Origin of the sequence: Streptomyces sp. NPDC060027 (genome assembly GCF_042737005.1) — a bacterium.
Lineage (GTDB): Bacteria > Actinomycetota > Actinomycetes > Streptomycetales > Streptomycetaceae > Streptomyces.
Map to the genome: position 1 here is coordinate 1 of NZ_JBHWVI010000047.1, position 25427 is coordinate 25427.

Sequence of the window (25427 nt, forward strand, 5' to 3'; positions counted from 1 at the left end):
CAGTCGTCCGAGTGCCGCCCGCCGGGGGCTGGTCGCGCCGTTCCTCGCGCCCCTCCCGGGGCGCCGCGTCGCCGCCGCGGGTGGTGGACAGTGCTGCTCGCGCCTTCGCCGCGCCTGCCTTCGCGTCGCCGGGCGGGGTCGTCGGCTCGGGCGCCGCGGAGCGTGCCGCCCGAGCGTCCAGTTCCGCCGTCGACGCCGACGGCGACCACGTCTCGCCGCGCTTACCGGCGTCCATCGCCTCGTTGGCCAGCCGGTCCGCGTGCTTGTTCCGCTCGCGCGGCATCCACTCGTAGGTGACCTGGGAGGGCGGGAGGACACGGGCGGCTTCCGCCGCCAGGGGCTTCATGTCCGGGTGCTTGATCTTCCAGCGTCCGGACATCTGCTCGACGACGAGCTTGGAGTCCATCCGGACCCGGACCCGTGCGGTCGCGTCGAGGTCGCGGGCCGCCCGCAGCCCGGCGACCAGGCCCCGGTACTCCGCGACGTTGTTGGTGGCGACGCCGATGTACTCGGCACGCTCCGCCAGCGTCTCCCCCGTGGCCGCGTCGATGACCACGGAGCCGTAGCCCGCGGGCCCCGGGTTGCCCCGGGAACCTCCGTCGGCCTCGACGATGAACTCCCGCACGCGCCGAACTCCCTACAGGCCGGACTCGGACGTACGCACGAGGATGCGGTGGCAGTTCTCGCAGCGCAGCACGGTGTCGGGGGAGGCCGCCTTCACATCGTTGACCTCGGTGATGTTGAGCTCCAGGCGGCAGCCCTCGCAGCGGCGCTGGTAGAGCCGGGCGGCGCCGACGCCACCCTGCTGGAGGCGCAGCTTGTCGTAGAGCTTGAGGAGATCGGCGGGCACCGAGGCGGCAATGACCTCGCGCTCCTTGGTGAGTGTGGCGGCCTCGCCGTCGAACCGCTCGAAGGCGGCGTCACGACGCCCGGTCGCGTCGTCGATCTTCGCCTGGACGGAGGCGTCGCGCTCGGTCAGCTCGGCGACCCGCTCCTGGGCGGACTCGCGGCGCTCCATGACCTCGAGGACGACGTCCTCCAGGTCACCCTGGCGCTTGGCGAGGGAGACGATCTCGCGCTGGAGGTTCTCCAGGTCCTTGGGCGAGGTGACGGCACCCGAGTCGAGGCGCTGCTGGTCGCGGACGGCGCGCTGACGCACCTGGTCGACGTCCTGCTCGGCCTTGGTCTGCTCGCGGGCGCAGTCGCTCTCCTCGGTCTGCGCGGCGACGAGCAGGTCGCGCAGCTGGGTGAGGTCCTTGTTCAGCGACTCGATCTCGGCGTGCTCGGGCAGCGACCTCCGCTGGTGCGCAAGCTGCTGCAGACGGGCGTCGAGGGCCTGGACGTCGAGAAGTCGGATCTGGTCGGCGGGCGCGGCGTTCAGTTGGGGGCTCCTGATGTGTCGTTGTGTGAGGCCGCGTGGGCGGTCCAGGGGTCGGTGACCGTCCGGGAGACGTGGACGCGCAGTCCCCATCCCTTCCGGTCGGAGATCTCGTCGAGCTGGGCTGCTGCCAGCTCGCACCAGGGCCACTCGGTGGCCCAGTGCGCCGCGTCGAGCAGCGCGAGAGGACTGTGGGCGCGGGCCTCGGACACCGGGTGGTGCCGCAGGTCCGCGGTGAGGAAGGCGTCCACGCCCGCGGCGCGCACGTCGTCGAAGAGGCTGTCCCCGGAGCCGCCGCTGACCGCGACGGTGCGCACCAGCGCCTCGGGGTCGCCCGCGACACGGATGCCCTGCGCGGTCGCGGGGAGCCGCTCGGCGACCCGGGCGGCGAGCTCGCGCACGGTCAGCGGGTGGTCCAGCTCGCAGACGCGGCCGAGGCCCCGGCGCCCCTCGGGATCGGTGGCGTCCGGCACGAGAGGCCGTACGACGCGCAGGTCCAGCGCCCCGGCCAGGGCGTCGCTGACTCCCGGGTCGGCGCGGTCGGCGTTGGTGTGGGCGACGTGCAGCGCGATGTCGTTCTTGATCAGCGTGTGCACGACGCGGCCCTTGAAGGTGCCGGCCGCGACGGTCGTCGTACCGCGCAGATACAGCGGGTGGTGGGTGACGAGCAGGTCGGCGTCCAGTTTCACCGCCTCGTCGACGATGTCCTGGACCGGGTCGACGGCGAACAGAACGCGCGTGACCTCCTGGTCGGGGTCGCCGCAGACGGTGCCGACCGCGTCCCACCCCTCGGCCCGCTCCGGTGGCCAGAGGGCGTCGAGCGCGGCGATGACTTCAGACAGACGGGGCACGGGGAAAGGCTACCTGGCTTACGTCCCGGTCCGACCGGTCGCGGACCACGGGACCGTCACCCGGACGACGGACCGAACGCGTTCCCGCCGCTCCCGGCCCGGTCTCCCCACCATCGTTCAGCACATCCGCCCCCGTTCCCTCAGGCGAATCCCGACATGGCCACCCTTATGTGTGAAGCGGCAGCCCGTCGGTCCCACGTCTGTGCGTGCGAAAACTACCTTCGTCGCCGGAGGTGACCGAACGATGACGGCCGGTGCGACGGAGCCCGTGGTGCAGAGCGAACGCGAGAACGGCGGCGAGTACGGCGACGACGCGAGCCGGTGGCCTGCCCGTCCCCTCTGCGTGATCACCGTCGACGGCGCCTACGGGGCGCGGCTCGCGCGCGACGGCGAGTCCTGGTACCCGGAGCGCTGGACGCTGGACGGCCCCGAGCCGTACGCCGTGCCGTTGCCCGGCCCTCAGCCGGAGGAACCCGGCACCGAGGTGCTGCCGCTGGCCGACGGACGGGTGCTGATCCATCGCGTGGCCGACGGACGCCACGCCTTCTCCCTCCTCTACCCGACCGGTCCCGGCACCGGCGAGCTCCCGCTCGGCGCGGTGGAGTGCCCCGACGCCGGCACCCGGATGCGGCTGCTGCCGCCCGCGCCGGACGGGGAGCGCGCGTACGCCCTCGCCGTGGGCCGGGGATCCACGGCGGTGTGGCTGGTGGCGGGCGGCGCCTTCGGCCCCGAGCACCTGGCCGAGGTACCGGGCCACTGCTCGGGAGGGGTGTGGCTGGACGGCACGGGCCGCCTGCTCGCGCTGGACCGCTTCCAGAACGGCAGCACCAAGACGGTGGTCGTCGACCTGGAGCGCGGCGGAGAGGTGTCGCCGCTCCTCCAGATCGCCGAGCACAGCAACGACCGGCTGCTTCTCGCGGACGCGGACAGCGGACTTCTCCTCATCCGTTCCGACGCGCCGTCCCCCGGCCGGGAACGGCTGGGCTGGGGCGTGCTCGGGAGCACCCTGCCCGTCCGCTTCCCGGACTGCCTGAGCGCCACGGGCTGCTCGATCACCCCGTTCGCGATCCAGCCGGGACAGGTGCTGACCCCGGAGTCCTGCGCCGTCGCCCTGCGCATCGACGGGCCGGGCGGCACCTGGGTGGGCGTCTGGCGCCCGTCCGAGCGCCGGATCCACCATCGTCAGGCGCCCGAGGGCTGGTTGCCCGGCACCGGGCTGTGGACCACCGAGGGGGTGCTCCAACTGCCGTACGCGACGGGGGTCGTACCGTGCGGCGTCGCACGACTGGAAGCACCCGACGGGGCGGGGGAGCCGGACCTGGGGAATCCGGCTCCCCCGAGACGTCCCGCGCCGCGCCCTGTCCCCCTCCAGCAGGCACCCCTGAAGGGCCGGTCGGCCGCGTCGCCCGACCAGACGGACCCGAGATCGGGCCAGGACCGGACGCCCTCGGTGCATCTGACCCTGCGGACGGACACGACGAGGGCGCCCGGCACCGACACGGTCCTGGATGTCGAGGCCGCCGAGGCAGCGCGCACGGGTGCGGGTCACGCGCTCAGGCACGCGGAGCCGCTGCCGACGGTGACGAGCCTCACCGCCAGGACCGCACCCGCCGAAGCGCGGCGGGCGGACATGGACCCGGGCAGCGTGACGGCCGAACCGCTCCCGCCCGCCGCAGCGGCCTCAGCCGTCGGGGGTCTCCGCATCTCGGCCGGGGAACCCCGCCCGCCCGAGCCGCCCCTCTGGACCAAGGTCGCCGATACGCCCCCACCCGGCATGAGCCTCGGCACCAGGATCGGTGGAGCACTCCCGCCCGTCATGGGCCACCACACCGAGGCAGCCCAACCACTCCCGCCCTTCACCGGCCACCACACCGAGACGGCCCAACCACTCCCGCCTTTCACGGGCCACCACACCGTGGCAGCCGAACCGCTCCCGCCCGTCGCGAGGCTCGGTGCCCATACCGACGCCGGTTCCGGTGCCGGTGCCGGTGCCGGCAGGACCGCGCCCTCTGAACCCCTCCCGCCCGTCGCGGCGGTCGCGGCGGTCGCGCCGGTCGCGCCGGTCGTGCCGGCCGGGAGCCTTCCCATCGAGATCACCGAACCGCCCACGCCCGAGCCGTCTCTCTGGACCAAGGTCGCCGACACACCCCCGCCCGGCATGAGCCTCGGCACCAGGACCCGTGCGGCCCTCCCCGTCGGCACGGGGCTCGGGGCCGGCAACGCGCATCCCGAAGGGCCGTCGGTCTTCGGGGAGTTCAGGGGCGAAGTGGCCCTGAGGCCCTTGACGAGTGGCCCGGGGTTCGGGGCCGAGGCCGAACGGGCCTCCCTGCTCCCCGCCGAGCGGGTCTCGCTGCTCCCCTCCGAACGGGCTTCCCTGCTCCCCGCCGAGCGGGCCCCGCTGCCCCCCGCAGGCCCGCAGGCGCCCGCGGAGAAGCCAGAGCCCGTCGGACCACGGACGCCGCCGACTCACCGAAGGCCCCTCCACACAGGCCCGCTCCAGTCGGCCGGTCCGGCGTCCGGGGACGAGCCCGCACCCCCCGTCGTGAGTGCGGAAGCGGCAGCCCCCGCGGCCGGGACGGAAAGGGGCGGCGAGGGCGAAGAAACGTCACCCTCCGACTCCCGCGCGATGACGGCACGTTAAAATCCCCCGGCTGCAAAGAAGAATCTTGTCAACGGGGTGAACAGTTCGATGAACGACATCAGCACCATGGAAGCGCAGGCCACGGACGTCCGAGACACGTCGACGATCCGGTCCGAAGGCCACGGCAAGCACCGCGGCCCGGTCTCCGGCCGTGACGGCGAGGCGACCCCTCAGGGCCGCCACCGCAAGCCGTCCGGCCAGACGGGCACGGCGACGGCCTGACAAGGCAGACGGCACGCCCAGCCGGTGGACGGCCCCGCTCGCACCATGGCGAGCGGGGCCGTTCCCGAGTGAGACTCCCCCTGTTCGCCGACGGCCGGCCGCTCAGCGGGGAGAGTCCTCCCGGTCCCGCCTGAGCCCCAGCACCTCGGCCGCCGCGAACGTCTCGCCGCCCGGCCGGTCCGCGTAGTACGGCGTGAGCAGCGCGTCGAGTTCGTCGTGGCTGAAGGTTTCCTGCTTGCTGTCGAACTTCGCCGCCACACGCGGCCGTTCGACGACCGCGATCATGCCGCCGTGCACCACGAGGAGCTGGCCGTTGACGTGCGCGGCGGCGGGTGATGCCAAGTAGCCGACGAGCGGGGCGACATGCTCGGGGGCGAGGGGGTCCAGGCCGTCGTCGGGCCGCCCGAATCCGGCGAAGACGTCCTCCGTCATACGGGTCCGGGCGCGCGGGCAGATGACGTTCGCGGTGACGCCGTACTTGGCGAGCGCCAGTGCCGTCGAGGTGGTCAGACCGACGATCCCGCCCTTCGCCGCCGCGTAGTTGGGCTGTCCGGCGGATCCGGCGAGGAACGCCTCCGACGAGGTGTTCACGATCCGCCCGTACACGGGTCCGTCGGCCGCTTTGGAGCGGGCCCGCCAGTGCACGGACGCGAAGTGGGTGGTGTTGAAGTGGCCTTTGAGGTGCACCCGGATGACCGAGTCCCACTCGTCCTCGGTCATCGAGAAGACCATCCGGTCGCGCAGGATGCCCGCGTTGTTGACGAGGATGTCCAGTTTCCCGAACTCGGCGACCGCCAGGCCGACCAGTTCACGGGCCTGTTGGTGGTCGGCGACGTCTCCGGTGTGGGCGACGGCACGGCCGCCCGCCGCACGGATCTCGGCGGCGACCTCCTCGGCCGGGGTGGCCGAGGCCTCGCCCGAGCCGTCCCGTCCGGGCTGCCCGTAGTCGTTGACGACGACGGCCGCGCCCAGTCGGCCGAGTTCCAGCGCCTCGGCCCGGCCGAGCCCGCGCCCGGCGCCGGTGACGAGCGCGGTGAGCCCCTCAAGTGGCAGTGACATCAGGGTCCTTAACGGTTGTGGTGGAGGCCCCGGCCCTCGGCGGACACCCGGGGGGACGGGACCTCAGCCACCCCGGGGGCCCGGCCGTTGTCCCGGCCGTCCACCGGGCCCGGCCCCGGCGCCCTGTCGGGTCCCGGCCCTTCGGCGGCCGGGCGGTGTCAGATCTCGATGCACGTCCGCAGCGCGGTGCCCGAACGCATCTGGTCGAGCGCCTCGTTGATCTCGGCCAGCGGCACCCGGTGGGTGATCAGGCCTTCGAGGTCGATGCGGCCCGCGCGCCACAGGGCGATGGTCCGCTCGTACGACCGCAGGACGTCCCCGCCGCCGTACATGGAGGGCAGGATGCGCTTCTCGTCGAAGAACAGCTCGAACATGTTGAGCTGGAGGAAGTCGTCCATGGCGCCGGCTCCGACGACGACGAGGGTGCCGCCGCGGCGGGTGTGGTCGTAGGCGGTGCGTGCGGTGGCGGACCTGCCGACGACCTCGAAGACGTAGTCGAAGCCCTCGCCCGCGGTCACCGACTGCTTGGCGTCGGCGAGTTCGTCGGGCGAGACCGCCCTCGTGGCGCCGAATCCGAGCGCGGCCTCCCGGCGGGAGGCGACCGGGTCGACGGCGACGATCTCGGCGGCTCCCTTGAGCCGGGCGCCCTGGATCGCGGAGATGCCGACGCCTCCGCAGCCGATGACGGCGACGGATGAACCGGCCTCCACATCGGCGGTGTTGAGGGCGGCGCCGAGTCCGGTGGTGACGCCGCAGCCGATCAGGGCGGCGATGTCGAAGGGCACGTCGTCGGGGATGGGGACCGCGCAGCCCGCGTCGACGACGACCTCCTCGGCGAAGGTGCCGGTGCCCGCGAAGCCGAAGACGTCGCCGCCGGGACGCTTGAAGTTGGGGGTGCCCGCGTTCATGAATCCGGCCAGGCACAGTTCCGTCTGGCCGCGTTTGCAGGCGGGACAGACGCCGCAGGCGGGGAGCCAGCAGATGACGACGCGGTCGCCGGGCTTCACGTGGGTGACGCCGTCACCCACTTCGGTGATCTCGCCGGCGCCCTCGTGTCCCGGCACGAACGGCGCTGGCTGCGGCAGGACGCCGTTCATCGCGGACAGGTCCGAATGACACAGCCCCGTGGCCCGCACCCGGATGCGCACCTTGCCGGGTCCGAAGCCCACCGCCTCGACGTCGTCGAGGACTTCGAGTTTGTCCTGGCCTATCTCGTGCTGTACGGCTGCGCGCATGGTGCGGCTCCCCTCAGGACGGTTCGTACGACAGTCAGGTGTGATCGACGACGGTGTCGGCGAGGACCGGCGCGTCGTCCCGTTCGACCGCGCTCACCGCCACCCGGACCCCGCCGTCGCGCCGCCACATCCGGATGCGCAGGGTCTCGCCGGGGAAGACGACTCCGGCGAAGCGGGTGGTGTACGAGCGGACGCGGGCCACATCGCCGCCGAGCAGGGTGTCGACGACGGCTTTGAGCGTCATGCCGTACGTGCACAGCCCGTGCAGGATGGGCCGGTCGAATCCGGCGAGCTTGGCGAACTCGGGGTCGGCGTGCAGCGGGTTCCAGTCCCCGGAGAGCCGGTAGAGGAGGGCCTGGTCCTCGCGGATCGGGCGTTCGACGGTTCGGTCCGGTGGGCCCGTCGGCGCTTCGAGGCGGGTGCTGGGGCCGCGGTCGCCGCCCCAGCCGCCTTCGCCCCGTACGAAGATCTGGGCGTCGTTCGTCCACAACGGGCCCTCGGCGTCGGCCACTTCGGTGCGCATGACGAGGATCGCGGCCTTGCCCTTGTCGTACACCGCGGCGATGCGGCCGGTGGCGGTGGCCGTGCCCTCGGCGGGGATCGGGCGGTGCAGCCGGACGGTCTGGCCGCCGTGCAGGACGCGGGCGAGGTCGACGTCGACGCCGGGCATGGAGAGGCCGCTGATCACGCCCGGTGATCCGGCGCCCGCCACCGTGGCGAAGCTCGGCAGGACGTGCAGCCGGGATTCGAGCGTGTAGCGCAGCTCGTCGGGGTCGGTCGCGGGGATTCCGGCGCCCAGGCCCAGGTGGTAGAGCTGGACGTCCTTGTGGTTCCAGGCGATCTCTCCGGTCCGCGGTTCCGCTGCGACGGCCTTGGCGGCGTCAATGGGCATGGGGCTCCTGACTCGACTGCGCGAAAGACCTCGGTGCGACCGTCCGCACCGTCGGCCGCACCGAGGTCGACACTGGGCCGTGGAACCCGCTCGTTCTAGAACGCGTTCCAGTCCGGCGAACCCTTGTATAGCCCAGCGCCCATTACTTGTGAAGACTACTGACGCCATGTCAGATCCAAGAGGTGCGGCGGCCCCGGGCGGGCGCGTGCCGCGACGGCCGGCCGTGACATTTGTCCCGGCCGATCGCCGACAATCGCATCTGCCGGGGCGGACCCCCGGGGCCCTAGCGTCGTCCTCATGACACAGACGACGGGGACGCGGACTTCGGGGACGCGGACGACAGGGACACCACCGGCCGTGTCCTTCACGGGGGCCGTCAAGACCTTCGGCGACGTGCGCGCCGCGGCCGGTCTCGACCTCGAGGTGGCGTGCGGCGAGACGGTGGCGCTGCTGGGCCGCAACGGCGCGGGCAAGTCGACCGCGATCTCGCTGCTGCTCGGCCTGAACGAGCCGGACGAGGGCTCGGTCGCCGTCTTCGGAGGCCCCCCGGAGGAGTCGGTGCGCGCCGGACGGGTCGGCGCGATGCTCCAGGACACCCGGCCGGTGCCGCGCGCCACCGTCCAGGAGCTGGTCTCCTTCGTGGCGGGGCGCTATCCCGCACCGCTGCCGGTGGCCGAAGCGCTGCGGCTCGCGGGCATCCCGGAACTGGCCGGACGGCGCGTCGACCGGCTGTCCGGCGGGCAGACGCAGCGGGTGCGGTTCGCGGTGGCGCTCGCCGGGAACCCCGCGCTGATCGTCCTCGACGAGCCGACCGCGGCGCTCGACGTGGAGGCACGGCGCGCGTTCTGGGAATCGATGCGGGCGTATGCCCGGCGCGGTCACACCGTGCTCTTCTCCACGCACTATCTGGAGGAGGCGGACGCGCACGCCGACCGGATCGTCGTCATCGACCGCGGGCGGATCGTCGCGGACGGGACCGGGGAACAGCTCAAGCGGTCGGCGGGCGGCAGCCTGGTCTCCCTCGACCTGGCCGGACGCGGCGCGCGGGACCTGGCGCTGCTGCCCGGTGTGGTGGCCGTGGAGGTGCGCGGGGAGCGCGCCCGGCTGCGGACGGTCGACTCGGACGCGACGGTGATCGCGCTGGCCGGACTGGGCGCGATACGCGGCCTGGAGGTCGCCCCCGCGTCCCTGGACGACGCGTTCATGGCCCTCACCTCGCGCACTCCGGAGAAGGTGTGATGATCGACTATCTGCGGCTCGAAGTGCGCCGGACGCTGCGCGACACCGGCTTCGTGATCGGCGGGATCGCGATGCCGGTGATGATGTATCTGCTGTTCACCAACCTCGGCGGTGGCGACGACGGCGAGTGGAAGACGGCGTCGATGGTCGGTATGGCCGCGTACGGCGCGGTGGGCTCGGCGCTGAACACCGGCGGCGGGGTCGCCGAGGACAAGGTGACCGGCTGGCTGCGGCAGCTGCGGGTGACGCCGATGACACCCCGCGAGGTGGTGCTCGGGCGGGCGCTGACCGGCTCGGTGACCGTGCTGCCCGCGATCACCGCGGTGCTGGCGGCCGGCGGCCTGGTCAACGGCGTACGGCTGGACGCCTGGCAGTGGGCCGTCACGGCCGTGCTCCTGTGGCTCGGCTCGGTCCCCTTCACCCTGCTGGGCCTCGGCAACGGCTACCGGCTGACCCCGCAGACCACGGGTGTCGTGAACATGGTGTGCAATCTGGGGCTCTCGGTGGTCGGCGGCCTGTGGTTCCCGCTCGCCCTCTTCCCCGGCTGGCTGCGCTCGATCGCCGCGTACACGCCCACGAACCGCTTCGCGCAGCTGGGTGTGTCGGTCACGGAGGGCCGGGCGCCGGCCCTCGGAGCGGTGGCGGTGCTCACCGCCTGGCTGCTGGCGTTCGGTTCGTACGCCGTGGTCTCGTACCGTCGATCAGCACGAACCGTCTGAGCGGGGAGCGGGACATGTCCTGGATGCGAGGCGTCGGCTGCCAGATCCGTGTGTGGCGGGCCGAGCGGATCCGCTGGAAGGCGGACATGGCACGGTTCAAGGCCGAGCAGCGGGCCGCGCGCAGGAGCGGCGGCCGGCTGCCCGAGAACCCGGGCCCGCCGCCCACCGGCTTCGCGTTGCTGCCGTGGCTGCTGCTGGGGATGGGCGCCTTCTCCAACCTCTTCCAGGGCAGGACGGAGCAGCCCTGGATCGGCGGCCTGGGCCTGTTCGTCTTCAACTCCCTCTACATCTACGTGACGTTCCGCGCGTTCGTGAAGAAGAAGCGGGAGTCGCGCTCCACCCGGGTGGCGCTCGTCCTGATGGGCATCGTCACCTGCGCGCTGGCCCTCGGGTACGGCGGCAGCTGGCTGTACTTCTTCCCGCTGCTCGGGCTGGCCACCGGCGCGGTCCTGCGCGGCCCCCGGCTCGGACAGATCGGCCTCGGCCTGACCGCGCTCGCCGCGGCGGTCTCCGTCGCCCGGGCGGGCTGGGACGCGGTGAACGTCGCCTACGGCACCTTCCTGTCCACGATGGTGACGGCCGCGATCCTGTCCCTCTCCGAGGCGGTGCGCGAACTGCGCGAAGCACGCGAGGAGCTGGCACGCCGGGCCGTCGAGAAGGAACGTATGCGCTTCTCCCGCGACCTGCACGACCTGCTCGGGCACACGCTCTCCGTCATCGTGGTGAAGTCGGAGGCGGCCCGCCGGCTGGCCCCCCGCGATCTGGACGCGGCCCTCGTACAGGTCACGGACATCGAGTCGGTCGGCCGGCAGGCCCTCACGGAGATCCGCGAGGCGGTCACCGGCTACCGCGAGGGCAGCCTCGCCACCGAGCTGGACCGCGCCCGCTCGGCGCTGTCCGCGGCGCGGGTGGAGCCGGTCGTACGGCAGTCGGGGCCGCCCCTCGTCCCGCAGGCCGAGGCCCTGCTCGGCTGGGTGCTCCGCGAGGCCGTCACCAACGTCGTACGCCACAGTGACGCGACCCGCTGCAAGATCACCGTCGACGGCACGCCGGACCTCGTCCGCCTGACCGTCTCGGACAACGGCTCCGACGCCTCCCCGGCCGCTCCCGAGCCGGGCATCGGCGGCACCGGCCTCAAGGGCCTGACCGAACGCCTCGCCACAGCAGGCGGCTCCCTGCGGGCGGGACGGGCTCCCCACGGCGGCTTCGAGGTGGCAGCCGAACTTCCGGTGGAGGCGGTGGACTTGACGGAGGCGTCGATCCAGGCGACCTCGGGGCCCGGCGCGAGCCCTCCCACCCGGGCGCGGGCTTCGGGTGCGTCCTGAAGATTGCCGGCCGAAGGGCCGGTGGCACGGGCCGCTACCGGCGCCCGCCGCCTACCCTTGCCCCGTGAACGAGATGCCCCGGGACCACCGGCCCGCCAAGTCCATCCGTGTCCTGCTCGCCGAGGACCAGGGAATGATGCGCGGGGCACTCGCTCTGCTGCTCGGGATGGAGGCGGACATCGAGGTGGTCGCGCAGGTGTCCGCGGGGGACGAGATCGTGGACACGGCCCTGATCAGCCGGCCCGATGTGGCGCTGCTGGACATCGAGCTGCCGGGGATGAGCGGACTGGACGCCGCCGCCGAACTGCGCGAGCAGGCGCCCGACTGCCGGGTGCTGATCCTCACCACCTTCGGCCGCCCCGGCTACCTGCGGCGGGCCATGGAGGCCGGCGCCGCCGGGTTCCTGGTCAAGGACGGCCCCGTGGAGGAACTGGCCGAGGCGATCCGGCGGGTGCTGACCGGGGAGACCGTCATCGATCCGGCGCTCGCCGCCGCCGCGCTGAGCGCCGGGCCCAATCCGCTCACCGCCCGTGAGTGCGACGTACTGAAGGCGTCGGCGGACGGCGCGACCGTCGCCGACATCGCCGGCAAGCTCCATCTCTCCGAGTCGACCGTCCGCAACTACCTCTCCTCCGCCATCGGCAAGACGGGCACCCGCAACCGCATGGAGGCGATGCGGGAGGCCCGCCAACAGGGCTGGCTGTAGCGGCCCGTCCCGGAGCCCTCAGCCCTTCGTCACCTCCGCCAGCGCCGGCCGGTGATGTCCGCCGTCCGGTGCCAGGCACACGAACCAGTCGGGCCGGGAGCCGGCGACCGGCCGGATCAGGTCGACGAGGCGGGAGGTGAGCATGGTGCCAGGAGCGGTGTCCCTGAGAGCCTTGACCGTGGTGCCGTCGTCCCAGGTGCAGGTGACCTCCTGGGCGGTCGGAGCGACCTTGCCGATCACGAGCCGCAGGGATGCGTCGGCCCCCGCGGATCCGACGATCCTCAGTGGTACCGAGGCGGCCTCGATGATCTTGCCCGCATAAGAGTCGCCTTTCTCCACAGGGCCGTTCAGCAGCGTCGCCGGGGGCCCTCCCTCCGGAAGCAGGCGGACGAAGAACCACTCCTTGCCCACGAGGTCGGAGGCGTGGCGGGCTCCCGTCGGGGTGACGTCGTAGTCGCTCATCCTGGTCCGCTGAATCCGCGCCTCCGCCGCGTTCCGCGGTGCCCCCCACATCTGGACGAGGATGGTCCAGCCCCTGCCGTGGTCGGTTCCCCGCGCCAGGGGCGTGCCCTGCGGCGCGTACACATGCCGCTTCTCCGGCGTCGACGGCGAGGTGGCGGCCGGCTCGACACCGCTGCCGTCGCCCCCCGTCCCCCCGGCCAGCGCCAGCGTGCCCGTGGAACCGGCGATGACGAGGGCCGCCGCTGCCGCCATCGCCCAGCGGCGCGCCTTGCGCCGACGGCCGCCGCGCAGCACCGCCTGGTAGGGGGCTGTGCCGATCTCGACCCCGTCCGCCGCCTCGGCCAGCAGGAGGGCGATGTCCCGGTCCGTCGCCATGTCGTGGTTCGTCTCCCGGTTCGTGCTCATCGCTTCCGCCCTCCGTGCGTCACCGTGTCGGCCAGGCCCGGTATGACGCGGAGCTTCGCGATCCCCTTGGCCGTGTTGCTCTTCACCGCGCCCACCGAGCAGCCCATCGCCTCGGCCGTCCGGCTCTCGCTCAGGTCCTCCCAGTAGCGGAGGACCACCGCCTCGCGCTGGCGCGGGGGCAGTTGGGCGAGTGCCGTGAGCAGGGCTCCGCGGTCGTCGGCCCGGGCGATCGGGTCACCGCTGTCGGGGAGCTCGCGTGTCAGGCCCGAGTCGTCCTTCGGCGCGAGGATCTCCTTGAGTCTTCTGCGGTGCTTGCGAGCGTGCGCGTTGATCATCACGCGCCGGACGTACGCCTCCGGTTCGTCGGCCGCGCCGACCCTGCGCCACGCCACGTACACCTGCTCCAGCGTCGTCTGGACCAGGTCCTCGGCGGCGTGCTGCTCCCCCGTCAGGAGAAATGCCGTCCGCATCAGCCGCGGCCAGCGGCCGACGACAAAGCTCTGGAACTCCTCGTCCCGAGCCTGTTTCCGATCCCCCATGAGCACCTCCTAGATGTCTGAAGGAGTCCGCGAGGATCGGATTTCGTTGCCTCACATCCGAGAGTTCCTCCGCGGCAGCCAGACGAGCATCAGGACCGCCCCGACCAGCAGCAGCACGCAGCTGACGCGGAACGCCAGGGCGTACCCCGCGGTCAGCGCCTCCCCGGAGACGCTGCCTCCCGTACGGGCCGCCGCGATCGTGGACATGATCGCGAGCCCCAGCGAACCGCCCATCACCCGTGAGGTGTTGACCAGGCCCGACACCAGTCCCGCGTCCTCCGGAGCGGCCCCCGAGGTCGCGATCGCGGCCAGCGGGGTCGCGGCCAGGCCCGCGCCGGCCATCATCAGGACGCCGGGGAGCATGACCGCCGTGAGGAACGAGCCGTCCGCCGTCATGGTGGACTGCCAGCCGAAGCCGGCCGCGGCCAGGAGCGTGCCGAGGACCGCCACGGTGCGCGCCCCGATCACCGGCATGAGGTGCGGCGCCAGCTTCGAGCCGATGACCACGGCGAGCGAGCTGGGCACCAGGGCGAGGCCCGCGTCCAGCGGCGAGTAGCCGAGCACGTTCTGCGCGTACAGCGTCATGAAGAACCACATGCAGAACATCGCGGAGCCGGAGACGAACATGGCCGCGTTCGCCGAGGACACCGACCGCAGCCGCAGCAGTTTCAGCGGCATCAGCGGCGCCCTGGTCCGCGCCTCGACGACCAGGAAGAAGCCGATGAGGGCCGCACCCGCGCAGAGCGGCACGAGCGTCGCCGCCGCCGTCCACCCCTCGGCCTCCGTCTGCACGATCCCGTACGCCAGGGTGGCGAGTCCCGCCGTCACCAGGAGCGCGCCCGGCAGGTCGAGCCGTCGCCCGTCCCCGGCCCTGCTCTCGACCAGCCAGCGGGCCGCGCCGGCCAGCACCACCGCGCCGACGGGCACGTTGATGAGGAGCACCCAGCGCCACGACAGCCCGTCGACCAGCAGCCCGCCGACGAGTCCGCCCGCCGCGCCGCCACCGGCGCCCACGGCGGTCCAGGTGGCGATGGCCCGCGCGCGTGCGGCGCCCTCCGGGACGGCCGACGTCAGGATCGTCAGGGTCGAGGGCGCGAGCACCGCCGCTCCCAGCCCCTGCACGGCCCGCGCGACCAGCAGTTGGGTGCCCTCCTGGGCGAGGCCGCCGCCGACCGAGGCGAGCGTGAAGAGCGCGAGGCCCACCAGGAACATCCGCTTGCGCCCGTACAGGTCCCCGGCCCGCCCGCCGAGGAGCATGAAGCCGGCGAAGGCGATCGAGTAGGCGTTCACTACCCATTGCAGCCCCGGCGCGCTCAGTCCCAGGTCGGTCCGCATGGACGGCAGGGCCACGTTGACGACGGACACGTCCAGGACGACCAGGAACTGCCCCGCGCACGCGAGCGCGACCACCACCCAGGTGGGCGGCGGGCTCTGTGCGGTTACGCGGGTGTCTTCAGCGGCTCGGAGCATGGATGTCATGCTCTCAAGCGGCCTACGCCCCTTGCATCGGGATTTCGACGCAGGCGAACGTGCGTCACAGGACCTAGGACCTCCCACGGGTCGGCGGGCGCCCCGCGCCCCGGCACCAGCTCCGGCCCGACTCCGGGACCGAGGACCGGAGACCAGGGACCGGGAACCGGGACCGGAGACCGGGGACCGGAGACCAGGGACCGGAGACCGGGAAGGGCACCACGTCGGCTGAGGGCGGCGCGGCTCAGGCACCCGCGCGCAGCAGCGTGACCACCGCGGCGCCGCCCAGTCCGATGTTGTGGGCGAGTCCGACGCGCGCCCCCGGCACCTGCCGCGCGGCGGCCTCACCTCGCAACTGCCATACGAGTTCGGCCACTTGGGCGATCCCGGTCGCTCCCAGGGGATGGCCCTTGGAGATCAGCCCGCCCGAGGGGTTCACCACCCACCGTCCGCCGTACGTCGTGGCGCCCGACTCGACGAGTTCGCCCGACTCCCCCTCCCCGCACATGCCGAGCGCCTCGTAGGTCAGCAGTTCGTTGACGGAGAAGCAGTCGTGGAGTTCGACGACGTCCACGTCCTCGATGCCGAGTCCGGAGCGTTCGTACACCTGGCGCGCGGCCTCCCGCGACATCGGCTGTCCGACGACGTCGATGCAGGAGCCGGAGGCGAAGGACTCCTCGGTGTCGGTGGTCATCGACTGGGCGACGATCTCGACCGCCCTGTCCCCCAACTCGTGCCGCTCGGCGAACCGTTCGGACACGACGACGGCGGCGGCGGCTCCGTCCGAGGTGGGCGAGCACTGGAGTCTGGTCAGCGGCCGGTGCACGGCCTTGGCGGCGAGGACCTCGTCGACGGAGTACACGTCCTGGAACTGGGCGTAGGGGTTGTTCGCCGAGTGGCGGTGGTTCTTGGCGCCGACGGCGGCCAGCTGGGCCTCCGTCGTGCCGTACCGCTCCATGTGTTCGCGGGCCGCGTCACCGAAGATCTGCGCGGTGGGCGGGGACATCTCGAAGCCGTGCCGGGCGGCCATGATCCCGTAGTGGCGGGCGACGGGCGAGGTCTTGAAGTCCCCTCCGTCGGCGCCCGAACCCAGGGCCCCCTTCTTCATCTTCTCGAAGCCCAGCGCGAGGACGCAGTCGGAGATCCCGCCCTCCACGAACTGCCGGGCGAGCATCAACGCGCTCGCCCCGGTGGCGCAGTTGTTGTTGACGTTGTAGACGGGCCTGCCGGTCAGGCCGAGTTCGTAGGCGGCGCGCTGACCGGCGGTGGACGCCTGGAAGCAGTAGCCGACGGGGACCTGTTCCACGTCCGTGTACGAGATCCCCGCGTCGGCCAGGGCGTTGGAGCCGGCCTCCCGGACCATGTCCCAGTACTGCCAGTCCCGGGTCTCGGGCTTCTCGAACCTGGTCATGCCGACACCGACGATGTACGTCTTCATGGCGTTCCTAGTCTCGTGGCAGGCCGAGGATGCGCTCGGCGACGACATTGAGCTGGACCTGGGTGGTGCCGCCCGCGATGGTCAGGCAGCGGGAGAGCAGGAACCCGTGCACGGCCCGCTCGCCCGGGCCCTCACGCAACGCGCCTGCGGGGCCGAGGAGTTCGAGTCCGAGTTCGGCGACCTTCTGCTGGTGCGCGGTCTGCACCAGTTTCCGCACGGAGGCGCCCGCGCCCGGTTCCACGCCCGAGACCTGCCGGAGGGTGGTGCGCAGTCCGATGCAGGCCAGCGCGTGCGCCTCGGCGAGCAGGGCTCCCAGCCGGGAGTCGTCGGCGTCGGCGGAGATCAGTGCCTCGAGGCCCGTGTCGAAGGTCAACTGGTCGGCCATGTGGACGCGTTCGTTGCCGAGCGTGTTGCGGGCGACGCGCCAGCCGTCGTCGACCTCGCCGACGACCGCGTCCGCGGGCAGCAGCACGTCGTCGAAGTAGACCTCGTTGAAGAGGGAGTCCCCGGTGATCTCCTTCAGGGGGCGGATGTCGATGCCGCGTGTGTTCTTCATGTCGACGACGAAGTAGGTGAGCCCCTTGTGCTTGGGGGCCTCCGGGTTCGTCCGGGCGAGGAGGATGCCGTGGTCGGCCCACTGCGCAGCGCTCGTCCACACCTTCTGCCCGTTGATCCGCCACCGCCCGTCGGCCGTCCGCTCGGCGCGGGTCCGCAGCGAGGCGAGGTCGGAGCCGGCGCCCGGCTCCGAGAAGAGCTGGCACCAGAGCAGGTCGCCGCGCAGGGTGGGCAGCAGATAGCGCTCCTGCTGCGTGCCGGTGCCGTACGCGATGAGGGAGGGCACGACCCAGGTCGCGATCCCCAGATCACTGATCCGCACACCCGCCGCCGCCAGTTCCTGCTGCACGGCGAGCTGTTGGACGGGTCCCGCGCCGAGTCCGTACGGCGGGGGCAGATGCGGGGCGGCGTGTCCGGTGGGTGCCAGGGACCGGCGTACGGCCGCGGGATCGAGCCCGCGCACCCGGTCGATCACCCGACGGGCCTCGGCCCGGTACGCGTCCGCCTCCGGTGGCAGTTCCAGGCGCAGTTCGCGCCGTACGCCGCCGCGGGCGAGCCGCGCGGCCCGCCGCAGGTGTCCGTTTCCCGCCCCGAGCAGCTGCCGTGCCACCAGGGCCCGGCGCAGATACAGATGGGCGTCGTGCTCCCAGGTGAACCCGATGCCGCCGAGGATCTGGACGCAGTCCTTGGCGCAGGAGCAGGCGGCGTCGAGGGCGGCTCCCGCGGCGAGGGATGCCACCAACTCCCGTACGCCGGACGGCTCCTGCCCGATTCCGCGAGGGGCCTGACCGGCGCGTGCCGCGTCCCAGGTGAGGGCCCGCGCCTGCTCCAGCCGTACGAGCATGTCGGCGCACAGGTGCTTGACGCCCTGGAAGTGTCCGATGGGCCGGCCGAACTGCTCGCGGACCTTGGCGTGCCCGGCCGCCGTGTCCAGCGCCCATGCCGCGGTGCCGCAGGCGTCCGCGGCGAGGACGACGGCGGCGAGGTCCCGCACCAGCGACGGGTCGACCGCGAGGACGCGGTCGGCGGGGATCCGCGCCCCTTCCGCCCGGACCTCGGCGGTCGCCCGCGTCGGATCGGCGCTCTCGTGCGCCCGGACGACGAGATCGGCGGCGTCCACGACCAGCCAGAGAACGCCCCCGGACACGGTGTCTCCGTATGACACCGCGCCGTCACCCGAAGCCGCGCCCCCGCCCGACGCCGCCAGGACGAGCACGTCCGCGTCGGCGCCGGACAGCACGGGTGGTGCCGTCCCGTCGAGCACGTACCCGCCGTCCGCCGCGCGGGCCGTCAGGGAGCCGACACCGAACGCGACGGCGCCGATGCGCTCCCCGCGGCCCAGGGCCCGTACGAGATCTCCGCGCCCCGCCGCTCGTACGGCATCGCCCGTTCCGCCGGCGACCTCCGCCGCCAGTACCGCCGACGCCAGGACGTTCGCGACGAACGGTCCCGGCAGCGCTGCCCGCGCGGCCTCCTCCACGACGACAGCCAGGTCGACGAGGTCGCCGCCGCCACCGCCGTACGCCTCGGGAAGGTGCGCGGAGAGGAGTCCCTGTGCGGCGAGCGCGTCCCAGAACGGTGGTCGGCCGCTGCCGGGGGCGTCCAGGAGTTTGCGGACCTCCTCGGGCGGCACGGCCCGGGCGATCCAGCCGCGTACGGCCTCGGCCAGCTCTCGCTGCTCCGGCGTGATCGCGATGCCCATGCGTGCCTCCCCAAAGGCCCAAGGTGCGTGGATCCGCGCCAGACTAGAACACGTTTCATTCTGACGGTAGGTCAGATACCCATGGATCGGTCAAGAATTCGTTAGTACGCCGAAGCATCGGAATAGTTGCCCAGGCGCACCGGGTTCCCCCTGCACGTATCCCGCACGGATCACCCGACCGACGTCCCCGCATCCGCATGGATCACCCGACCGACCGTCCCCGCATCCGCCCGCACGGATCAGCGCTCGCTTCTCTCCCGAGCGCCCCCTTTTTCTTACGGCCTGGAGGCCCCACGCGATGACGCACACGACGACCGACCAGCCCGCGCGGAGGCCGAGCGGCGCTACCGTGCCGGTGCTCGCCTTCGCGGGCATCGTTGTCGCGGTGATGCAGACCCTGCTCGTCCCGGTCATCAAGGACCTGCCGGCGCTGCTGAGCACCACGCCCAGCAACGCCACCTGGGTCCTCACCTCGACCCTGCTCTCGGGCGCCGTGGCCACGCCGATCATGGGCCGCCTCGGCGACCTCTTCGGCAAGCGGCGCATGCTGCTCACCAGCCTGGCCGTGATGGTGGTCGGCGCCCTGATCAGCGCGCTGACCAGCGCCCTGGTGCCGATGATCGTGGGCCGTTCGCTCCAGGGCTTCGCGATGGGCGCGATCCCGCTGGGCATCGGCCTGATGCGCGACATGCTGCCCCGCGAGAAGCTCGGCTCCGCGATGGCCCTGATGAGCTCCTCGATCGGCGTCGGCGGCGGGCTCGCGCTGCCCGCCGCGGCCCTCGTCGCCCAGCACGCCGACTGGCACGCCCTCTTCTTCGGCGCCGCGGGCCTCGGAGTCCTCTCGATCGTCCTCACCCTCGTCCTCGTGCCGGAGTCCCCGATGCGCGCCGAGGGCACCTTCGACGTGCTCGGCGCGATAGGCCTGTCCGTCGGGCTCGTGCTCTTCCTGCTGCCGATCACCAAGGGCAGCGACTGGGGCTGGACCGCGCCCACCACGCTCGGCCTGTTCGGCGCGTCGGTCGCCGTGCTCCTGCTCTGGGGCGTGATGGAGCTGCGCCTGAAGGCTCCGCTGGTAGACCTGCGCACCACGGCCCGCCCCGCGGTCCTCTTCACCAACCTCGCCTCGATCATGGTCGGGGTCTCCTTCTACGTCGTCTCGCTGGTCCTGCCGCAGCTGCTCCAGCTGCCGACGTCCACCGGCTACGGCCTCGGCCAGTCGATGGTGACCGCGGGTCTGCTCGTGGCACCGCTCGGCCTGACGATGATGATCACCGCCCCCGTGTACGCCCGGCTGTCGGCGAAGTACGGCCCGAAGGTCACGCTGATCATCGGCATGGTGATCATCGCGATCGGCTACGGCGCGGGCCTCGGCCTGATGAGCGCCGCCTGGCAGTCCCTGGTCATCGCGGTCGTCCTGGGCGCGGGCATCGGCCTCGCCTACTCCTCACTGCCCGCCCTGATCGTCGGCTCCGTCCCGGCCTCGGAGACGGGCGCGGCGAACGGCCTGAACACGCTGATGCGTTCCATCGGTACGTCCGTGTCGAGCGCCGTCATCGGCATGGTGCTCGCCAACACGGCGAACCACGTGGGCGGGGTCGCGGTCCCGACCATGCACGGCTTCCGCGTGTCCTTCCTGATCGCCACGGGCGCGGTCGCGGTCGGCCTGCTCATGGCCCTGTTCCTGCCCGGCCGGCCCCCGGCGACCAAGCCTCAGCTGCGTGCCAGCAGCGAGGAGGACGCCGCGCTGGAGCGGGCGCACGAGGTGCTCGGCGGCTTCCGCGGCCGGGTCCTGAACGCCGAGGGCGCCCCGGTCCCCCGCGCCAAGGTCACCCTGATCGACCGGCGCGGCCGCCAGGCGGGTGCCACCCTCTCCGCCGAGGACGGCAGCTACGCGCTCGCCGTGCCGGCCCAGGGCCCGTACGTGCTCGCCGCCCGGGCCACCGGCCACGGCCCGCTCGCCTCGTCGGCGACCCACGCGGGCGACGACCGGCCGGTCGCCCTCGACCTGTCGCTGCCGGGCGAGAACGCCGAGGTCACCGCCTGACGCCGAGGGTCTCGGCCGAGTGACCATCGACACCCCCGCCGCCCACGCGGCGGGGGTGTGGTGCACGATGGGGCGGCGGCCAGGGACCCGTACGTCCGGTTCGTTCGCACCGGATGGCGACACCGGATGCCGACACCGGACGTCCGCACCCGACGTCCGCACCCGACATCCGCGCCGGACATCCGCGCCGGACATCCGCACGCACTGTTCACACCCGATGGAGGAGACCCCATGCCCGCGGCACCCAAGCCCGAGATCCTCGCCGCTTTCGAGGCCGCGAAGGGGTTCATGCCCCGGGGTGAGGGACTCGCGCTGTACGAGGCGGCCGTCGAGACCGGCCGGCTCGGGCTGCCGCTCCTGGAGGTCGGCACCTACTGCGGCCGCTCCACGATCCTGCTCGCCGACGCGGCGCGCGAGGCCGGGGTGACCGCGATCACGGTCGACCACCACCGGGGCAGCGAGGAGCAGCAGCCGGGCTGGGAGTACCACGACCCGTCCACGGTGGACCCGGAGATCGGCCTCATGGACACGCTCCCCGCTTTCCGCCGCACCCTCCACCGGGCGGGCCTGGAGGAGCACGTGGTCGCGCTGGTCGGCCGCTCCCCACAGATCGCCGCCTTCTGGCGCACGCCCCTCGGTCTCGTCTTCATCGACGGCGGCCACACCGACGAGCACGCGAGCGGCGACTACGAGGGCTGGGCACCGCATGTCGCCGAGGGCGGCCTCCTGGTCATCCACGACGTGTTCCCGGACCCCGCCGACGAGTTCACCGGCCAGGCCCCCTACCGCGTCTACCTCCGGGCCCTGGAATCAGGCGCGTTCACCGAGATCGCGGTGACCGAGTCGCTGCGTGTCCTGCGGCGAACCGGAGCAGGGATCTGAGCGCCCGGTTAGAGTCGCTGACGTGTCGTACGTAGGCCCTGACTTCGATCCGCCCCAGCCGCGCCGTTCCCGGCGCGGACCTCTCACCGTCGCGCTCGCCGCGCTCGTACCGGGCGCACTGGCCGGATGGCTGGTGTGGCAGGCGGTGGGGGACGATTCCGGGGGCGGGTCCGACCGGGCCGTTCCCGGGTCGTCGTCCTCCGCGCCCGGCTCCGCCTCCCCCTCCGCGCGGCCGTCCGCCTCGGCGACGGACGACGGCAGGCCGAGCAAGTCGTCGGCCCCGGCGCCCTCCTCCTCCGCGCCCGCCGCCTCCGGCTCCCTCAAGGGCAAGGTCGTCGTCATCGATCCGGGGCACAACCCCGGCAACTTCCAGCACGCGTCCGAGATCAACCGCCAGGTGAACATCGGGACGAACTCGAAGGAGTGCGACACCACCGGCACGTCGACCAACGCGGGTTACACGGAAGCCCGGTTCACCCTCGACGTCGCGCACCGGATGCGGACGATCCTCGAAGAGCGGGGCGCCACGGTGAAGTTCACCCAGGACGGCGACCGCTCCTGGGGCCCGTGCGTCGACGAGCGGGCCCGCATCGGCAACGCGGCGCACGCGGACGCGGTCGTCTCCATCCACGCCGACGGATCGGCGGCCGGCAACCGCGGCTTCCACGTGATCCTTCCGGGATCGGTGCACGCGAACGCCGCCGACACCCGCCCGATCGTCGGCTCCTCCCGCGACCTGGGTGAGCGCGTCGCGGGTCTGTTCGTCCGCGAGACGGGCAGCGCGCCCTCCAACTACATCGGCGACGGCACCGGACTGGTGGTCCGGAAGGACCTCGGCGGTCTCAATCTGTCAACGGTTCCGAAGGTGTTCATCGAGTGCGGCAATATGCGCGATACCAAGGACGCTGCGCTGCTGACCAGTAGCGCATGGCGGCAGAAGGCGGCACGGGGGATCTCTGAGGGAATCGTGAGTTTCCTGCACGGGTAGTGATCTACGGACCGAACCCGGCGGACACCCGGATCGTACGGACGATAGTGTCGTCCGTACGATAAAGGGCCACCCCCGAGCTTCACACCGAGTCCCGACGGCGACACCATGACGGCGACACGGCGAGCAGCGATGCCTCCATCGATGACGAGACGACTGACGAAGGACCTGAAGTGAATATCCGCTCCCTCACTCGAGGCGACGGCGTGGTGATCGGAGCAGCGGTGTTGCTGTTCATCGCGTCGTTCCTCAAGCTCTACTCCGTTTCCGGGTTCAACTACGACGCGACCGCGTGGGACAGCCTCGGCCAAGGCCTCGGTATTTACATGGGTGGGGTCATCGGCGCCGCTCTGATCGTCGTCAACCGCTGCCTGCCGCAGCCGCGCAAGGTCGCCGGGCTCGACCTGGGCACGATCGGCGTGGCCTTCACGGTGCTCGTCGCCTGGATCCTGTTCTGGTCGCTCGTGGACGTCGGCGATGGCGCCGACGCCGCCGCCGGAACCATCATCGGCTTCCTCGCGGCCCTGGTCCTGGCCGGTGCCGCCGTGGCCACCCCGCTCGTCCCCGCGCTCAAGGTCGCCCTCGTCGGTGCCCCCAAGCCGCCGGCCCCCCTGCCCTACGGTGGTCAGCCGCCGGGTGGTTACGGGTACCCGGGCGCCCCGCAGCCGGGTCAGCCCGGTCAGCAGCCCTACGGCGCCCAGCCGCCGCAGCCGCAGCAGCAGGGCCAGCCGTTCGGCGGGCAGCCGAGCCAGCCGTCGGCTCCGCAGACGCAGCAGCCCGCCCAGGACTTCTCGCCGTTCTGGTTCGCCGTGCCGGTGGCGCGGCCGCTGTTCTCGGAGGACGGCGCGCAGGCGCCGATCGCCGAACTGGCGCCGGGCACCTGGTACCTGGCCGTCGAGCAGCGCGGTGCGACCCTGGTGGCGCAGACGCAGGACGGCCGTCGTGGCGTGCTGCAGGACACCTCGGGGATCCAGCGCGGCTGACCCCGCCTCATCGCCGTCGCAACGGCCCCTCGCCCTTTCCGGCGGGGGGCCGTTGTCGTACAGTCGCAGCACCCCACGAACTGACGGACCGTCAGAACTCTGCTTCTGGAGGCGACATGCGGCTCGGTCTCGCGCTCGGCTACTGGGGGCGCGGCCCCTCGGCGGACCATGTGCCGCTCGCCCAGGAGGCGGAGCGGCTCGGCTACCACTCCGTGTGGACCGCGGAGTCGTGGGGCTCGGACGCCTTCACCCCGCTCACCTGGATCGCCGCGCACACCGAGCGTATCCGGCTCGGCACGGCCATCGCGCAGATGGCCGCCCGCTCGCCCACCACCACCGCGATGCACGCGCTCACCCTCGACCATCTCTCAGGCGGGCGCATGATGCTCGGGCTCGGCCTGTCGGGACCTCAGGTCGTCGAGGGCTGGTACGGGCGGCCGTTCCCCAAGTCACCCCTGACCGCGACCCGGGAGTACGTCGATGTCGTGCGCCAGGTCCTCCGGCGCGAGGGGCCGGTCGAGCTCGACGGACGCTTCCACTCCCACCCGTACCGGGGCGCCGACGGCACGGGGCTCGGCAAGGCGCTGAAGCCGATCACGCACCCGCTCCGGGCCGAACTGCCCGTCCTGCTCGGCGCCGAGGGCCCGAAGAACATCGCGCAGACGACCCGGATCGCGGACGGCTGGCTGCCGCTGTACTGGTCGCCGACGCGTCCGCAGGCCTACGAGGCCTCCCTCACCGATCTGCCCGACGGCTTCCTCGTGGCACCGATGGCCCGCGCGCACGTCTGCGACGACGTCGCCGAAGGACTGCTGCCCGTCAAGGCGATGCTCGGCTTCTACATCGGCGGGATGGGGCACGCGGCCCGCAACTTCCACGCCGACCTGATGGCCCGGATGGGCTTCGAGGAAGAGGCCCGCAGGATCCAGCGGCTGTTCCTGGAAGGGCGCCGGGAAGAGGCCGTTCTGGCCGTGCCGGACGCCTTCGCGGACGAGATCTCGCTCGTCGGACCGCGTGAACGCATCGCCGAGCGGCTGGAGTTGTGGCGCAAGGGCCCGGTGACCGACCTGCTGGTCCTGTCCCCGGACCCGCACACGCTCCGCGTCCTGGCCGAGCTGAACTCCTAGCCGCCGCTGAGTTGGGACGCCGACGGCACCTGGTCCTGGACCTCGGCGCCCGCGCTCTTCCCGGCCGCCTTCACCTTGTTGATGATGTCGTCGAAGGAGTTCGCCACGGCGTCGGTGGAGTCGCCCCTGCGCAGCTTGGCGGGCAGGTCCTTGAGCGCCTCGATGCCCGCGGCGAGCGGAGCGAGGGCCCTGGAGAGCGTGGGGTCGCCCTGCGCGTTCCTCGTGGCGGCCTTGAGGCGGTTGTACGCGAAGGCGCCCGCGAGCCCGGCCTTGACCAGGGCGACCCTGCGGCCCTTGGCGTCCTTCTTGAACTTGCCCGCCTTCCAGGGTTTGACGATCCACTGGTAGGTGGCGCCGGCCGCGAGCCCCGCGTTCGCCACGAAGCGGGTCTTGGCGAACTTCTGCTTCTCCGCGGAACCGGTCGGGGTCGGGGTGGCGGCCGCCTGCACCGTGGCGGCGCCGTCCTGCCCGGAGCCGCCGCCACCACAGGCTGTGGTACCGCCGAGCAGGGCGCAGCAGAGGGTCAGCGCCATCATCAGGCGCCGCATCGGTACGGGCACGGGAT

Annotated in this window: 23 protein-coding genes; 11 read left to right on the forward strand and 12 right to left on the reverse strand. The window is 72.5% G+C overall.

Going from position 1 to position 25427, the window contains the following annotated elements:
• The 3 genes from ACFWBT_RS14785 to ACFWBT_RS14795 form a co-directional block, all read right to left on the reverse strand.
• Positions 1 to 625, reverse strand: a 625-nt coding sequence (locus ACFWBT_RS14785; RefSeq protein WP_385699758.1) for a reverse transcriptase-like protein, incomplete at its 3' end; no start/stop codon positions are given.
• Between the two features lie 12 nt (positions 626 to 637).
• Positions 638 to 1381: a zinc ribbon domain-containing protein gene (locus ACFWBT_RS14790; RefSeq protein ID WP_385699853.1), complete on the reverse strand. Its 744-nt coding sequence runs from the start codon at positions 1379 to 1381 to the stop codon at positions 638 to 640.
• The gene (locus ACFWBT_RS14795) at positions 1378 to 2229 is read right to left on the reverse strand and encodes a Nif3-like dinuclear metal center hexameric protein (protein ID WP_385699761.1); all 852 of its coding nucleotides are present in this window, start codon (positions 2227 to 2229) and stop codon (positions 1378 to 1380) included. Before ACFWBT_RS14795 ends, ACFWBT_RS14790 begins: the two co-directional genes overlap by 4 nt.
• Before the next feature lie 244 nt (positions 2230 to 2473).
• Between ACFWBT_RS14795 and ACFWBT_RS14800 the strand changes: the two genes are divergently transcribed.
• Both ACFWBT_RS14800 and ACFWBT_RS14805 read left to right on the forward strand, forming a co-directional pair.
• A complete protein-coding gene (locus tag ACFWBT_RS14800) occupies positions 2474 to 4870 on the forward strand; it encodes a hypothetical protein (RefSeq protein ID WP_385699764.1) in 2397 nt (798 codons plus the stop codon).
• A 48-nt stretch (positions 4871 to 4918) separates the two neighbouring features.
• Positions 4919 to 5092: a hypothetical protein gene (locus ACFWBT_RS14805; RefSeq protein ID WP_385699766.1), complete on the forward strand. Its 174-nt coding sequence runs from the start codon at positions 4919 to 4921 to the stop codon at positions 5090 to 5092.
• Positions 5093 to 5194: 102 nt separating this feature from the next.
• Here the strand turns inward: ACFWBT_RS14805 and ACFWBT_RS14810 are convergent, their stop codons facing one another.
• The 3 genes from ACFWBT_RS14810 to ACFWBT_RS14820 form a co-directional block, all read right to left on the reverse strand.
• Positions 5195 to 6151, reverse strand: a complete 957-nt coding sequence (locus ACFWBT_RS14810; RefSeq protein WP_385699769.1) for a 3-oxoacyl-ACP reductase — start codon at positions 6149 to 6151, stop codon at positions 5195 to 5197.
• Between the two features lie 158 nt (positions 6152 to 6309).
• The gene (locus ACFWBT_RS14815) at positions 6310 to 7386 is read right to left on the reverse strand and encodes a Zn-dependent alcohol dehydrogenase (protein WP_385699772.1); all 1077 of its coding nucleotides are present in this window, start codon (positions 7384 to 7386) and stop codon (positions 6310 to 6312) included.
• Positions 7387 to 7420: 34 nt separating this feature from the next.
• Positions 7421 to 8278 carry a MaoC/PaaZ C-terminal domain-containing protein gene (locus ACFWBT_RS14820; RefSeq protein WP_385699775.1) on the reverse strand — a complete coding sequence of 286 codons (858 nt, stop codon included), beginning with the start codon at positions 8276 to 8278 and terminating at the stop codon, positions 7421 to 7423.
• Positions 8279 to 8575: 297 nt separating this feature from the next.
• Between ACFWBT_RS14820 and ACFWBT_RS14825 the strand changes: the two genes are divergently transcribed.
• The 4 genes from ACFWBT_RS14825 (at position 8576) to ACFWBT_RS14840 (ending at position 12267) form a co-directional block, all read left to right on the forward strand.
• A complete protein-coding gene (locus tag ACFWBT_RS14825) occupies positions 8576 to 9517 on the forward strand; it encodes an ATP-binding cassette domain-containing protein (RefSeq protein ID WP_385699778.1) in 942 nt (313 codons plus the stop codon).
• Positions 9517 to 10236 (forward strand): ABC transporter permease, encoded by a 720-nt coding sequence (locus tag ACFWBT_RS14830; protein WP_385699780.1) that lies wholly within the window; start codon positions 9517 to 9519, stop codon positions 10234 to 10236. The genes ACFWBT_RS14825 and ACFWBT_RS14830 overlap by 1 nt, the downstream gene beginning before the upstream one ends.
• Before the next feature lie 14 nt (positions 10237 to 10250).
• Positions 10251 to 11561: a sensor histidine kinase gene (locus ACFWBT_RS14835; RefSeq protein WP_385699782.1), complete on the forward strand. Its 1311-nt coding sequence runs from the start codon at positions 10251 to 10253 to the stop codon at positions 11559 to 11561.
• A gap of 73 nt (positions 11562 to 11634) precedes the next feature.
• Positions 11635 to 12267, forward strand: coding sequence for a response regulator transcription factor (locus tag ACFWBT_RS14840; RefSeq protein WP_266765660.1), 633 nt, complete (start codon positions 11635 to 11637; stop codon positions 12265 to 12267).
• 18 nt (positions 12268 to 12285) lie between these two features.
• Here ACFWBT_RS14840 and ACFWBT_RS14845 read toward each other — a convergent pair whose 3' ends face one another.
• From ACFWBT_RS14845 to ACFWBT_RS14865, 5 genes are all read right to left on the reverse strand, one after another.
• Positions 12286 to 13134, reverse strand: coding sequence for a hypothetical protein (locus tag ACFWBT_RS14845; protein WP_385699784.1), 849 nt, complete (start codon positions 13132 to 13134; stop codon positions 12286 to 12288).
• On the reverse strand, positions 13131 to 13673 hold the full coding sequence (locus tag ACFWBT_RS14850; protein WP_385699787.1) for a SigE family RNA polymerase sigma factor: 543 nt from the start codon (positions 13671 to 13673) through the stop codon (positions 13131 to 13133). Before ACFWBT_RS14850 ends, ACFWBT_RS14845 begins: the two co-directional genes overlap by 4 nt.
• A gap of 51 nt (positions 13674 to 13724) precedes the next feature.
• Entirely contained in the window at positions 13725 to 15152 is a 1428-nt protein-coding gene (locus tag ACFWBT_RS14855; RefSeq protein WP_385699790.1) for an MFS transporter, read from the reverse strand.
• 235 nt (positions 15153 to 15387) lie between these two features.
• Positions 15388 to 16581 (reverse strand): lipid-transfer protein, encoded by a 1194-nt coding sequence (locus tag ACFWBT_RS14860; RefSeq protein ID WP_385699792.1) that lies wholly within the window; start codon positions 16579 to 16581, stop codon positions 15388 to 15390.
• Positions 16582 to 16588: 7 nt separating this feature from the next.
• Complete coding sequence (locus ACFWBT_RS14865) at positions 16589 to 18838, reverse strand: acyl-CoA dehydrogenase (RefSeq protein WP_385699794.1); 2250 nt, start codon at positions 18836 to 18838, stop codon at positions 16589 to 16591.
• Positions 18839 to 19136: 298 nt separating this feature from the next.
• Between ACFWBT_RS14865 and ACFWBT_RS14870 the strand changes: the two genes are divergently transcribed.
• The 5 genes from ACFWBT_RS14870 to ACFWBT_RS14890 all read left to right on the forward strand — a co-directional run bounded on the left by ACFWBT_RS14870 (position 19137) and on the right by ACFWBT_RS14890 (position 24862).
• Positions 19137 to 20882, forward strand: coding sequence for an MFS transporter (locus ACFWBT_RS14870; protein ID WP_385699797.1), 1746 nt, complete (start codon positions 19137 to 19139; stop codon positions 20880 to 20882).
• Between the two features lie 231 nt (positions 20883 to 21113).
• Positions 21114 to 21764: a class I SAM-dependent methyltransferase gene (locus ACFWBT_RS14875; RefSeq protein WP_385699800.1), complete on the forward strand. Its 651-nt coding sequence runs from the start codon at positions 21114 to 21116 to the stop codon at positions 21762 to 21764.
• Positions 21765 to 21786: 22 nt separating this feature from the next.
• On the forward strand, positions 21787 to 22752 hold the full coding sequence (locus ACFWBT_RS14880) for an N-acetylmuramoyl-L-alanine amidase (RefSeq protein ID WP_385699803.1): 966 nt from the start codon (positions 21787 to 21789) through the stop codon (positions 22750 to 22752).
• 173 nt (positions 22753 to 22925) lie between these two features.
• Entirely contained in the window at positions 22926 to 23735 is an 810-nt protein-coding gene (locus tag ACFWBT_RS14885) for a hypothetical protein (protein WP_385699805.1), read from the forward strand.
• A gap of 116 nt (positions 23736 to 23851) precedes the next feature.
• On the forward strand, positions 23852 to 24862 hold the full coding sequence (locus tag ACFWBT_RS14890) for an LLM class F420-dependent oxidoreductase (protein WP_385699808.1): 1011 nt from the start codon (positions 23852 to 23854) through the stop codon (positions 24860 to 24862).
• Here ACFWBT_RS14890 and ACFWBT_RS14895 read toward each other — a convergent pair.
• Entirely contained in the window at positions 24859 to 25422 is a 564-nt protein-coding gene (locus ACFWBT_RS14895) for a hypothetical protein (protein WP_385699811.1), read from the reverse strand. The genes ACFWBT_RS14890 and ACFWBT_RS14895 overlap by 4 nt on opposite strands.
• Positions 25423 to 25427 lie beyond the last annotated feature (5 nt).